14 protein-coding genes are annotated in these 13,129 nt (G+C 36.8%); all 14 read right to left on the bottom strand.

Features of this window, described 5'->3' with window-relative positions:
* Positions 1-27 precede the first annotated feature (27 nt).
* The 14 genes from BW724_RS09920 to BW724_RS09860 all read right to left on the bottom strand — a co-directional run bounded on the left by BW724_RS09920 (position 28) and on the right by BW724_RS09860 (position 13,106).
* On the bottom strand, positions 28-1,062 hold the full coding sequence (locus tag BW724_RS09920) for an NAD(P)H-dependent glycerol-3-phosphate dehydrogenase (RefSeq protein WP_088075074.1): 1,035 nt from the start codon (positions 1,060-1,062) through the stop codon (positions 28-30).
* A 22-nt stretch (positions 1,063-1,084) separates the two neighbouring features.
* Positions 1,085-1,687 (bottom strand): glycerol-3-phosphate 1-O-acyltransferase PlsY, encoded by a 603-nt coding sequence (gene plsY, locus BW724_RS09915; RefSeq protein ID WP_088075073.1) that lies wholly within the window; start codon positions 1,685-1,687, stop codon positions 1,085-1,087.
* A 38-nt stretch (positions 1,688-1,725) separates the two neighbouring features.
* Positions 1,726-3,042: a ribosome biogenesis GTPase Der gene (gene der / locus BW724_RS09910; protein ID WP_088075072.1), complete on the bottom strand. Its 1,317-nt coding sequence runs from the start codon at positions 3,040-3,042 to the stop codon at positions 1,726-1,728.
* 197 nt (positions 3,043-3,239) lie between these two features.
* Complete coding sequence (locus BW724_RS09905) at positions 3,240-3,872, bottom strand: YphA family membrane protein (protein ID WP_088075071.1); 633 nt, start codon at positions 3,870-3,872, stop codon at positions 3,240-3,242.
* A gap of 161 nt (positions 3,873-4,033) precedes the next feature.
* Positions 4,034-5,101, bottom strand: a complete 1,068-nt coding sequence (gene fni / locus BW724_RS09900) for a type 2 isopentenyl-diphosphate Delta-isomerase (protein WP_088075070.1) — start codon at positions 5,099-5,101, stop codon at positions 4,034-4,036.
* 21 nt (positions 5,102-5,122) lie between these two features.
* A complete protein-coding gene (gene rpsA / locus BW724_RS09895) occupies positions 5,123-6,280 on the bottom strand; it encodes a 30S ribosomal protein S1 (RefSeq protein ID WP_088075069.1) in 1,158 nt (385 codons plus the stop codon).
* Between the two features lie 91 nt (positions 6,281-6,371).
* On the bottom strand, positions 6,372-6,953 hold the full coding sequence (locus BW724_RS09890) for a lysophospholipid acyltransferase family protein (RefSeq protein ID WP_088075068.1): 582 nt from the start codon (positions 6,951-6,953) through the stop codon (positions 6,372-6,374).
* Positions 6,950-7,627 carry a (d)CMP kinase gene (gene cmk / locus BW724_RS09885; RefSeq protein ID WP_417891465.1) on the bottom strand — a complete coding sequence of 226 codons (678 nt, stop codon included), beginning with the start codon at positions 7,625-7,627 and terminating at the stop codon, positions 6,950-6,952. Before cmk ends, BW724_RS09890 begins: the two co-directional genes overlap by 4 nt.
* A gap of 113 nt (positions 7,628-7,740) precedes the next feature.
* Positions 7,741-8,403, bottom strand: coding sequence for a flagellar brake protein (locus BW724_RS09880; protein WP_235849072.1), 663 nt, complete (start codon positions 8,401-8,403; stop codon positions 7,741-7,743).
* A gap of 128 nt (positions 8,404-8,531) precedes the next feature.
* Positions 8,532-9,902, bottom strand: a complete 1,371-nt coding sequence (gene ypeB / locus BW724_RS09875; RefSeq protein ID WP_328588706.1) for a germination protein YpeB — start codon at positions 9,900-9,902, stop codon at positions 8,532-8,534.
* A gap of 9 nt (positions 9,903-9,911) precedes the next feature.
* On the bottom strand, positions 9,912-10,988 hold the full coding sequence (locus BW724_RS09870) for a cell wall hydrolase (RefSeq protein ID WP_088075064.1): 1,077 nt from the start codon (positions 10,986-10,988) through the stop codon (positions 9,912-9,914).
* A 174-nt stretch (positions 10,989-11,162) separates the two neighbouring features.
* Positions 11,163-11,324, bottom strand: coding sequence for a hypothetical protein (locus BW724_RS23585; RefSeq protein ID WP_176371363.1), 162 nt, complete (start codon positions 11,322-11,324; stop codon positions 11,163-11,165).
* Positions 11,325-11,356: 32 nt separating this feature from the next.
* Positions 11,357-12,028 carry a glutamic-type intramembrane protease PrsW gene (prsW, locus tag BW724_RS09865; RefSeq protein WP_088075063.1) on the bottom strand — a complete coding sequence of 224 codons (672 nt, stop codon included), beginning with the start codon at positions 12,026-12,028 and terminating at the stop codon, positions 11,357-11,359.
* A 112-nt stretch (positions 12,029-12,140) separates the two neighbouring features.
* Complete coding sequence (locus BW724_RS09860; RefSeq protein ID WP_088075062.1) at positions 12,141-13,106, bottom strand: asparaginase; 966 nt, start codon at positions 13,104-13,106, stop codon at positions 12,141-12,143.
* Positions 13,107-13,129 lie beyond the last annotated feature (23 nt).

Below are 13,129 nucleotides of genomic sequence, written 5' to 3'. Positions count from 1 at the left end.
TTATGTGAATGATTAGTCCATAATTTATTAATTGAAGTGAAAGCCTTCTATTTTAAGCTCTTCAACTTCATGCTTTTTGACCCTTCCCATTAGTTTTTTCACAGCTTCTTCTGGGGATTTATCATGAAACAATACTTCATAAAGTGCATTTGTGATCGGCATTTCCACTTTTGTCTCTTTAGCTAATTGGTAAGCAGCTTTGGTCGTACGAATACCTTCCACTACCATCCCCATTTCACTTAAAACCGTATCCATGCTTTTACCTTTACCTAGCATATTTCCAGCACGCCAATTTCGACTATGTATACTAGTACATGTAACGATTAAATCTCCAAGTCCAGAAAGACCAGCAAAGGTAAGTGGGTTAGCACCTAGTTTAACACCGAGTCTCCCAATTTCTGCTAGCCCACGAGTCATTAGTGCTGCTTTTGCATTATCCCCATATCCTAAGCCATGAGTCATTCCTGCACCAATAGCAATGATATTTTTTAATGCTCCACCTATTTCCACACCAATTAAATCTGGATTCGTATACACCCTGAAATGGTTGTTCATAAAGAGATCCTGCACATACTTTGCTGCAGTCACATCTAATGAAGAACTGGTAATTGTTGTTGGTTGACGTAGACTAACTTCTTCAGCATGACTAGGTCCAGAAATTACAACCACTGAGGAACGAAATTCGGCCGACACTTCGTCCTCAATTATCTCAGATACACGTAAATATGTTTCTGGCTCAATTCCTTTACTTGCGTGTATAAACGGGATTGGTTTTTGAATATATTTAACTACTTGTTTCAGTACCGTTCGCATTGCCTTAGTAGGTACAACAAGAAGTACGGCATCAACATCAGACATTGCCTTTTCCATATCTGTATATGCAACAATTGATTTAGGTAAAGTAATATCCTTTAAATAATGACTATTTTGATGCTCCATATTAATTTCTTCTACCTGTTTTTCCGATCTTCCCCAAAGTCTTACATCGTGTCCATTATCCGCTAATACAATGGAAAGGGCAGTCCCCCAACTCCCAGAACCTAATACAGCAACACTAGCCATAATGATCCCCCTCTTTGTTTATTTATTTTGAGCCTAGTTTACTTTCATTCCCCTTCATTAGTCTCTCAATGTTAGCTCGATGTCTCCATATGGTTAAAACAGCAATAATTAAAACAAAATAAATATATGAGGACGCGTAGCCAAAATAATCACCAAAAAAGAATGTAATAATGGATGACCCTAATACAAACAGTATTGAGCCTAAAGATACATATCTAGTAATAAGAATCGCAATAATTGCGATAACACCAGAAATTAGTGCAGCTGCAAAGATAAGTGTAGCTAGTACACCAATTGTTGTAGCTACCCCTTTACCTCCCCTAAAACCGTAGTACACTGGCCAGTTATGACCTAATATTGCAGCAAGTCCGCTTGCAGCAGCTATAGTCGTGTTACCATCAGTCAACCATAAACCTAAAAACACAGCTGCAATTCCTTTCGCACAATCTAAGAGTAATACTACGACTGCAGGGCCAACACCTAATACCCTCAACGTATTCGTAGCACCTGCATTACCACTTCCATGTTGACGAATATCAACTTGTTTCAGTTTTTTTCCGATAACATAACTAAAGCTAATTGCCCCTAGTAAATAAGACAACAGAATAGAGATAATCGCAGTCATTATTTCACCTCCTGTACAATCATATTTATTACTACAATCTAATCGTTTTTCTTCCTTGCTAGAATTCGAATAGGAGTACCTTTAAAGTTAAATGTTGCTCTAATTTTGTTCTCTAGATACCTACGATAAGAGAAATGTAACAACTCTGGGTCATTTACAAATAAAACAAAAGTAGGTGGCGCTACTGCAACTTGAGTTCCATAACTGATCCTTAGACGTCTTCCACCATGATCAGTTGGGGTCGGATTCATTGTTACTGCATCAACTATAATATCATTTAATACATGGGTTTGGACTCTCATATTATGATTTTCACTAACTTCATTCACTTCAGGAAGTAGGTTTTGAATCCTTCTTTTTGTTTTAGCTGACAAAAATACAATAGGCGCATAGTCTAAAAACAGAAAATGGTCTCTTATTTTTTGTTCAAATTCTTGCATTGTCTTATCGTCTTTTTCAATAGCATCCCACTTATTTACGACAATAACCACTGCTCGTCCTGCTTCATGGGCATATCCTGCAATTTTTTTATCCTGTTCTATAATTCCTTCCTCTGCATTCAGTACCATCAAGACAACATCTGATCTCTCAATTGCCCTTAATGAACGAAGAACGGAATACTTCTCAGTACTTTCATAAACCTTCCCTTTTTTCCTCATACCTGCTGTATCAATTACAACATAATCTTGATCATCTTTCGTAAACGGTGTATCAATGGCATCCCTTGTAGTACCAGGAATATCACTAACGATAACCCGCTCTTCTCCTAAAAGGGCATTCACTAGAGAGGATTTCCCTACATTTGGACGACCAATTAAGCTGATACGGATGGTATCCTCATCATAGATGTCCCCCTCATCTATAGGAAAATGCTTAGCTGCTTCATCAAGAAAATCACCTAAGCCAATACCATGTGAGCCTGAAATTGGGAAAGGCTCTCCGATACCAAGACTGTAAAATTCATATAAACGGTGATGCATAGATGGATCGTCCATTTTATTTACACCTAAAACAATAGGTTTTTTTGAACGAAATAAGATTTGTGCAACTTCTTCATCTGCAGCTGTAATACCTTCCCGTCCATTTACAATAAAACAAATGACATCCGCTTCGTCAATAGCTAGTTCTGCCTGGTAACGCATTTGAGCCATTAGTGGTTCGTCGTTAATTTCAATACCACCTGTATCAATAATATGAAACTCGTGATTTAACCAATCTGCAGAACTGTAAATTCTGTCACGAGTAACTCCTGGTTTATCTTCAACGATTGAGACTCTTTCACCTACTATTCGATTAAAAATTGTTGATTTTCCTACATTTGGCCTTCCTACGATAGCTAATACTGGTTTTGCCAAGAAACTTCCTCACCTTTCATTTTCTATATTACATTTAAGTTGTATTTATTTAAGCAACTAATTTCCCTTACCTTTCTTATTTTACACATTATACTATTATATCCATACAAATTGAAAACCTTCCCTAAACTTTATAGGGAAGGATTGCTACAACATTATATCAAAACGGATGCTCTTTTAAAACGAATTTTTTATTATTACGCATTCAGCTTCTTCTGCTTCGAGTGAATGAGATGTTTGTTTTGTTGCCATCTATTGCTTAAGTTCAGAGCAGATCTTTCTATTCCCTCCCAAACAATAGTAAAAAGGAGTGTGATAGATGTAATATCTAAAAATCCATAATCACCTATAATTAGATAATCCAAGTATGCATGGTCATTGTGTAATAATAACAACATCAGGATAAGCTCCCCTTGAACAATGCCATTTATAATTACACCCAGCCTAAAAATAGTTCTTTTTACAAGAATGATTGTAGCAATGAAGGAAAGAAAACTAATCATAATCAGTGGAGAAACATATAACCATACAGGTTCAAAAAAAACGAAATAATGAATCCCTAAATATATACCTGCTAGAATCGTGCTTATAAAATTATAATAAATCAAATGGGATTTTTGTGATTGTTTTAAGAATAAAAACGCAAGTAGAGCCATGACAAAAATAGTTCCTCTAGTTTCAAATGAAAAGAAGGGTACTATTAGAGAAGAACTAATGATAAATAGTAAAACAATAGCAACATAAGTGAATCTCCGCTTTTTATTGTCATCAAAAAAATAGATTGCTATAACTACCATCCAGGAAAACCAGTAAAACCAGAAACCATCCATTATTTCACCCCTTTCATATCTTGAACGAAGTCTTTATATCATCATGGACATTTAAACAGTTAAAAATACTTAAATATTATGAAAAATCCCTAGCATCAAAGGTCAAAGATCCATTTAAGTTAGCAGAAAAAAAGGATGCCCTATTGGACACCCTCTTGAACTCATAAGTTTCTATTTGAATAATAGTTTGTAGAAATATTTCTAGTATCTAGCCAATCTTTCGTTTCACCTAATAATATTATTGGTGCTTTCTGTAAAGCGCCAATATTACTTGCTCCTACGGCTGTCATGATCATTCTCAATTCTTCTAGTACATCATAGAGACGGTCAATTGTACGCTCTAAACCTTCCAATTGAAGCCATTTAAGGACAGTTCCAGCCATACCTGCAGCATTAGCCCCTAAGGCGATGGATTTAGCTATGTGTGAGGCTGTTTTTATCCCACCACTACCTAATATAGTTACGCCTCTATTTTCATGTGAAACCTGGGCGTTTACCTCTGCAATGGACACTGCAGTAGGAATTCCCCATTCGTTAAAAAAGCTGTAGCTTTGTTCACGCCTACTATTTTCAATTTTTGAGAAATTTGTTCCGCCAAATCCCCCCACATCAATAATAGGGACTCCGATGGAATTTAATTTTGCTGCTGTTTCCTTCCCCATTCCATAACCGACTTCCTTCACAATAACTGGGACTGGGACTTTCGAGACTATTTTTTCGATTCGGTTTAGGGCCCCCTTAAATTCGCGATCACCTTCGGGCATAACTAGCTCTTGAATGACATTTAAATGAACTTGCAATGCATCTGCCTCAAGCATATCCACACAAGCTTCAGCCTGTTCCGCAGTTGCTTCACTTCCTACGTTTGCAAACACAACCCCATTAGGGTTAGTCTTTCGAATGATTTCATAGGAAGGTTTCTCAGATTCATTTTTTATGGCTGACATTTGTGAACCTGAAGCTATTGGTATTTTTACCTCTGCTGCTATTTCAGCCAGTTGTTGATTTATTCCTTCTGTCGCTTTACCGCCGCCACCAGTCATTGCATTGATAAAAATCGGCGAACTGATTTCCAGTTCGCCGATAAATGTTGATAATGATATATCAGATACATTAACATCAGGTAGACTACGGTGAACAAAGCGAATGTCGTCAAAACCGGCGTTTCCTGTTTGACCGGTACTTAAAGCATGTTCAATATGTTCGAGCTTGCGTTTCGCACGACTCATTCACAAATCACCTACAGATCCTTAATTTTTGTATTTCTTAAGCTGATCACCAATAACATCACCAAGGGAGAATCCAGCTTGATCCTCTTCTTTTTGATATTCTTTCTTAACTTCGTTCTCATATTTAGCTTGTTGTTCTTCTTCAATTGCTCGAATACTTAGGGAGACACGTTTCTCAGCTATGTTAACATCTAATACCTTTACATCAACTGATTCACCTTCTTTTAAAACCTCCCCTGGTGTACCAATATGCCTATTCGCAATTTGAGAGATATGAACTAATCCCTCCACTCCAGGTGCAATTTCAATAAATGCACCAAAGGAGACTAATCGCTTAACAGTCCCTTCCACAATGTCACCTTGCTTCACTTTACCTTCTAGAGCTTGCCAAGGACCAGGTAATGTTTCTTTAATGGATAAGGAAATCCTTTCGTTATCAGGATCTACTGATAACACTTTTACTTTTATGACATCCCCTTCGCTTACTACCTCTGATGGGCTGTCCACGTGATGGTGTGCCATTTGAGAAATATGTACTAAGCCATCTACACCACCAATATCAACAAAAGCACCGAAGTCTGTTAACCGTTGAACGGTTCCTTCTAGTATTTCCCCTTGTTCAATCGAACGTAATGTATTAAGCTTTTTCTCCGTAGCTTCCTCGTCAAGCACCGCACGCTGCGATAGTATTAACTTGTTTTTTTCCTTATCCATTTCCACAACTTTTAACTTTAATTTTTTCCCTTTATAATCGGAAAAATCCTCTACAAAATGTCGCTCTACTAAAGAAGCAGGGATGAATCCCCTAACACCAACATCTACAACAAGCCCGCCTTTTACAACTTCAGCGACCTCCGCTTCAAAGGTTTCTCCAGACTCTTTTTTCTTTTCCATGTCTTCCCAAGCTTTTTCTGCTGCAACAGCTCTTTTCGATAATACTAATTCATCTTCCGTTGTCTTAATAACTTTTAACTCTAATTCTTGTCCTTCTTCAAGAACATCACTAACTTTTTCAATGTGTAAACTGGATATTTCACTAATTGGAATTAGCCCATCCATTTTATTCCCCACATTTACAAATGCTTGTTTTTCTTCCACCTTGGTGATCGTTCCAGTTACAACATCACCAACTTGTAATTCTTTAAATTCAGTCATTTCGTTGTTCATACCTTCTACCATTGACTATACCCTCCCTAACCCATTAATACAGGGTTCCTTAGCTTTAAAATTTATGTTTTCTCCCACAAACATATGGGAGTTACGATACTATTTATTGATATTCGTTAAGAAGCTCTTGAATCCCTTCCATAATTTTTTCTGTTGCTTCTTCTGCCGAAGCTTTATTTTCTCTTAGGGGATTCATATCAATAGGGCTTCCATAAACTAACGTGACTCTTGAAAAAATTTTGTATGTACCAATGATTGCACATGGAACAACTTTAGCATTTGACCTTAGTGCGAAGAAACCAACTCCAGCTAAGCCTTTGCCAAGCTCCTGTGTCTTGCTTCTTGTTCCCTCTGGGAAAATACCGACCATATTTCCCTCTTTTAACAAGTTTAAGCCTGTTCTTAACGCTTGACGATCACTCATTCCACGTCGTATAGGGAAAGCTCCAAGTCTACGAATTATATGTTTTAATATAGGTGTTTCAAAAAGCTCCGCCTTCGCCATATAACATACTTGCCGTTTTATAAAGGATCCTACTAGTGGAGGGTCAAGAAGATGTATATGATTACTACATAATAAAACCCCTCCGTCCTTTGGAATATTTTCCTTACCTAGCACTTTTACTCTATAAAAAATACGAAGAAATACTGCACATAAAAACCTACCTACGCGATATAAATTCACTTCATCATTCCCTTTCGTTCCTCAACAAAGCTTAAAATTAAAACTACCACTTCATTTATACTCATAGACGTTGAATCAATTTCAATAGCATCATCAGCTTTTTTTAATGGGGCAACTTCACGCTCAGAATCCATTTGATCCCTTTTTCTAATTTCTTCTTTTAAAACATCTATGTTTGAGTCAAAACCTTTTGAAATCATTTCTTCATGACGTCTTCTAGCACGCTCATCTACTGAAGCATTTAGAAACAACTTTAATTCAGCATCTGGTAAAACTGCTGTGCCAATATCTCTTCCATCCATCACTGTACCTCCACCAGAAGCTAACTGTTGCTGCTTATACACCATCTCTTTACGAATATCAGAGTGTTTGGCTACATAGGATACTTTATTGGTAACTTCTGAATGGCGAATTTCCTCACTCACATCTTTCTCATTTACATAAATGAGTTGTTTTCCATTTTTATTGACTAATTCTATTTTCAAATCACTTAATAATTTTTTTAATGCTTCACCGTCATCTACACTTACTTCATTTTGTAAAGCCATATATGTAAGAGCTCTATACATTGCGCCTGTATCAATATACACATATGATAAACGGTCAGCAACAAGTTTAGCCACTGTACTCTTACCTGCCCCAGCAGGTCCGTCAATTGCGATATTCATGTTCATGTTGACTGTCATCCTATTCTATTTAAGTCTTATATCTTCGTATATCTTATCATATTTTTACGATTCAGGTCTATTCTTTCAGAAGAATCTGATCATTCCTATCCATCAACTATTTAAAGCATGGCTCCCCTTTCTTTTTTACGTAAGCTAAGCTGTTTCTCAAAACAGTATCTAACAATCTTCTGTCTCATTTTTTCATCTAATTCAATAAATTGAAATGAGCCTTTCAATCTTCCTTCAGATAATATAATCCGAACTAATTTTGCTTTCACCTTTATATAGATCATATCACTAGACTGAAGATTTAAAGGAAACCAAAGAACTACTTCATCTTTTTCAGTCATAGGATGATTGTCAGGTAAGGATACTGCCATTCCTCCAGCACTTATATCTATAGATGTCGATGTAAATGGCTGAAAAATTTGTTCTATTGGTTGGATTGCCACATCAATAAATGTATCTATCCTGACATATTGTCTTCTTTGTATCCTTTTGTATTCGTCTTTTCCAGGATCCTTTAATATTAGCATTGGGAACTTTCGTTCAACTTTTCCGATCACTTCTGTTTTAAAGGAATAAACAGCTTCGTCCTTCCCAAGGAACCAAACCTTAAATTTGTCCCCTTCTATAAAACTACGTGTTTTTAAAGTCTCTTCATCGATAGGATAATCAATAAATATTTGTTGCCCAATTAAATCATGTATTTTACTACGAAATCGTTTTTTCTTTTCCATTGAATCCATTATTTCTAAATAGATAGTGTTACTGACTTTCATCAAATCTACTCCTCCCTCCCCTAATATTTTAATGAATATTGTTCGGGAAAAAAAGGAGAAATCCTGTATTTTAAAAATTTAAGTGAAAAAGCCCTTGATCCACTTAAGGAATCAAGGGCAAAATATTTTTAGTCGCCTCTATAAACAGGCTCTGCATTTGCAAGTTTTTCCACATGCTCTTCCCTACCATTTTCAGCATTGATGAAAATGCGGAATGTATCCTGGTTAATCACCCCATAAAATTCATGGCACAGAACCTCTTCTTCTAATTGATTCTGAATAATGGCTAAGTGATGCTCCATAACTTCTAAGTTTGGATTTAAACGTTCCTCTGCTTCTTCTCTCGTAATTTCCTGTTCAAATGCTTCCCTTTCATCATGATTTTCTATATAGGCAAAGCCTTCATAACCTATAACGTCACCTTCATCTAAGGCCACTTCGAGAACAACTGAATCGGCATAAACCCGTACGTTATCCATTAATCCAGCAAAGTTGAAAACACCTATATTATCATATTGTTTACTGTCAACTAGCTGCATGTCACCAAAACCATTCTTTTCTAAAAATGCTTTAGCATTTTCAGATGCCTCATTTAGGCTGATTGACTGCTGGTCAATATCCCTTTCATTTAGCATCCATACAGTATGGCCGCCCTTTTTCGTAATGTCCATTACTATATTCGTACCATGTTGAGTATCAGGTATGGTAATACTATACGCTTCATAATCTAACCCTTCACCAGATAGTGTGATATTTGCATTATTCAAGTCATAGTTGTTATTCTGTTCCATAAAATCAATTGCTTTTTGAATAGCTTCTTGCTCACTAATATCTTCTTCATTTGCAATTCTTTCTGCTATGTCTTCGCTAGATGTTGTTAATTCTGCTAAACCAGGTCCAAAATCAACCTCAGAAAATCCTCCTACCTTCTCATCAATGATTTCAAAACCATTGATAATACCATTATCAAGTGGTTCTTCTTCTGAAGCTAGCGCCAACTCTACATCCATCCATCTTAAATTTTCCTTTAAAACCTTAGATTGGACGTTTCTTAATTCACCTTGAATTTCTCCTGATTGTTCATATAGTGCTTGTAGTGTTTCATATTCTTCATCAGACAATGGTTCTTGCTCTAGGTCCCTTATTGCATTTCTATAGGAAAATTCACCAATTTTATATAAATATTCTTCAGTTTCACTAAATTCCATTAATCCTAATGGAAGTTGTCCTAAATCGTCTTGAGCTTGTGAAGTAATCCTCCATACCTCTGCTAATGAGGGTGAAAGTCTTTCTTTTGAATTCATAGCTAATGTAGAACCAATCTCGTCATGTAATAAATCGACATGATAAGATAAATCATGAAATGCCCTTTGATAATTATTTTCTGCTCTTACGAGAACTGCGTTTTTTTCTTGGTGCTCCGTATAACCCCAATAGCCAGTTCCTACTAAAGCTACAGCCAAAACACCAATAATAATTGATCGTATCAAATAAAACACCTCCGTCCCTTATTTACAAAAAATATGTTTACCTATTTGCTTAATTTGTGGCCTTGACCATATCCATGCTGAAGTTGCCGTATCTGGGTTGAAAAAGTAGAGGGCTCCACCACTTGGGTCTTGACCATTAATTGCATCTAATGCTGCTTTTCTTGATGTTTCATTAGGCTCTAAATAAATTTGTCCATCTGCGACTGCTGTGAATGCCCTCGGCTCAAAAATTACTCCCGAAATAGAGTTAGGGAATTTTGGACTATTTACTCTGCTTAATATTACTGCTGCAACGGCTACTTGCCCTGCATATGGTTCACCACGAGCTTCACCGTGAACCGCTTGCGACAGCAGTTGAATATCATTATCAGAAAATCCTTCAGGAACGTTTATCGCACTTTCTACATCAACATCATCATCTTCTTGTCCTACTGGTTCCTCTTCTGGAGTTGGGTCCCCACCTTCCTCTTCTTCTTGATCAGGTGCAGGTTGTTCCTCCTGTCCACCTTCTGTGCCTTGTTCAGGTGTAGGTTGTTCTCCTTGTCCACCTTCTGTGCCTTGTTCAGGTGCAGGTTGTTCTCCTTGTCCAGGTTGTTCAGTAGGTTGACCCGGTTCTTGTGCAGGTTCTTCACCTTGGTTTCTTTGTTGGTCCTGTTCTTTTTGGTCTGTTTGTTTAGAGTCTCTACTACCTTTCGGACCCTTTTGAATTTCCTTTGGAGTACCTCCATAATAAGTAAACTTTCTGCCTTCTCTTATCATGCGGTGAACCCATTCTTTGTCATAATCCGTTGCTCTTTCTAGCATTTCCTTTGTTTTTTCACCAACTAATCCATCGGCTACTTCTAACTCAAATTCTTCTTGAAAGTTTCGGACTGCCCAGTATGTGCTCCATCCAAAAACTCCATTAATCTCTCCATCATAAAAACCGTTATATTGAAGCCTAGCTTGAAGTTCAATCACGTCATCACCTGTTGCACCTTTTTGAATGACTTGATCAGAAAAAGCCTCTGCTCCAAATGGCAATATCGTAAGTGATGCAATAATGAATGAGATGATAATGCACAGCTCTTTTCTCCTATTCTTGTTGTTTGTCATGTGACACATCCTCCTTGTATATTGCTAGCACTCCTATCGTCAATATGGATAGTTTTATCTAAACAGCCCATTTTATACAAACAATCCAATTTCAATCTTCCATAGCTTTTTAACACAAAAAAACTGCCTGCTTAAGGAAGAGCTCCTTATAAGCAGTCAGTTTTACTAAACAGGCTATTCTGGTACTACATCAACATTTAGCTTCTTTTCGTTTCCACATACACATTTTTTAAATCCTGTATCGTAACCGCCTTCCTGGTTTTGACGACCTCGGAGAATATATTTCTCGCCGCAACTACCACATCGGATCGTAATTTTATAGCGTGCTTTCGACAACAGAAATCACTCCTTATAAAATTTGATCTTGCTTAAGATGCGATATTTTTTTGGAAATATGCACCTTGTTTTAAATTGGCTTTTTTAACTTTCCTTAGTCCCAACACCCATAAAAAGATCATAAATGGGACGAGGTAAAAAAGCCAGCTTTGCTGTGTTAATAAAATCAGATTGTATACACTGTGTAACAAAAAAGGAAATATAAACGAGTAAATAAGTATTGTATTACGTCTTTTCGGATTAAACTTAGCGAGCCCTATATAATACCCCATAACAACCCCAAATAGGGCGTGGCTACTCACTGGAAATATCGCACGAAAAAATGCAGTTTCCACACCATTTGATATTAAGTATAATATATTCTCAGCTGAAGCAAATCCTAACGCTACAGCGGTGGCATAAACAATTCCATCATACCTTTGATTAAAATGAACATGGTGGAAAACAGCCAACATTACGATTAGCCACTTTAAAATCTCTTCTATAAATGCTGTTTGAATAAAAGCTTGCATATATATGGATTGAAAATACCCTTCTTCCTGAAAGGCAAACTGTATAAACATAATTGGAAAAACTAACAATGCTCCAAATAAAAAACAACGTATAACAGAAGACAATGGTTCCTGTTCATACTCATCCTTTAAATAAAAAAAGCACAGTAGTCCTAGTGCTGGAGCGAGTCCCGCAGTTATATAAGGTATCATCTGGAACTCACCACCTCTCTCAACAGTTAACGCTTTACTATTTATTTAATGGTATGAAAAATATAGGCTATTAGCAACCATTATTTGTAATATTTTGCAAAAAGAGAGGAGATCAACGATAAAATCCTGTTTTAATGTCCTTTTCCGCCCTTATCAGTGACATTAGTTTGATTCTCGCTTTTTTACTATCATAATCTTTCCCTAGGATAACCCCCGCTTGACTTAGATCATAGGTGCTGCCTTCATAATCATAAGTTGGATATACCTCGCCTTCTTCAGCTGCAGTAGTTATTACAATATGAATACCTTGATTCACAGCTTCTTTTATTGCCTCCATCATCTTTGGTGATACTTGGCCCCGTCCAACACCTTCTAATATCATCCCTTGGACATCTGCTTTAATACTAGCCTTAATAAATTTATCGTCAGCATCAAGATAACATTTCACAATATCTACTTCAGGGATCTCTTTTTTAATGGGTAACAGCTTGTCTGTTCTAATCGGCCTTTGGTATAAAAAAAGATCATCATTATCAATAATCCCTAAATATCCAAATCCAAAGGAGTTAAATCCTTGAATATTTGAAGCATGCTCTTTTTTTACATATCTAGCTGCAAATACCCTTTCATTAAAGATAACAACAGTACCACAATGATGTAATTGAGCGTCACACGCAGAATATATGGCATGTCGCAAGTTAATGAAAGCATCACTGCCTAATTGCTCCGAAGAACGTTGTGATCCTGTTACAACTACAGGCCTTTTGTCAGCAATAGTCAAATCAAGAAAATATGCTGTCTCCTCAAGTGTATCTGTACCATGAGTGACGACCACTCCACTGACTGAGTCTTGGCTAAATAACTCCTCAATTTTTTGCCTAATCACATCTAAATCTGAAAAGCTAATATGCATACTTGGTTTTTGTAAAACAGAATAAATATCTATATCAATATCCTCTGGTAAGTTGAGTACATCACTCAATTCTTCTCCCGTCATAGCGCCAGAGCTAAGTCTCCCCTCTTCATTATGCTTACTTGCTATCGTTCCCCCAGTAGTTAATACTGCTACCTTTTTCATTCCTTACCATTCCTCCACTTAAA

It is taken from the genome of Litchfieldia alkalitelluris (genome assembly GCF_002153425.1).
Lineage (GTDB): Bacteria > Bacillota > Bacilli > Bacillales > Salisediminibacteriaceae > Evansella > Evansella alkalicola.
Note: the sequence above shows the minus strand (reverse complement) of the source record. Positions and strands in the feature narration are given on the sequence as shown.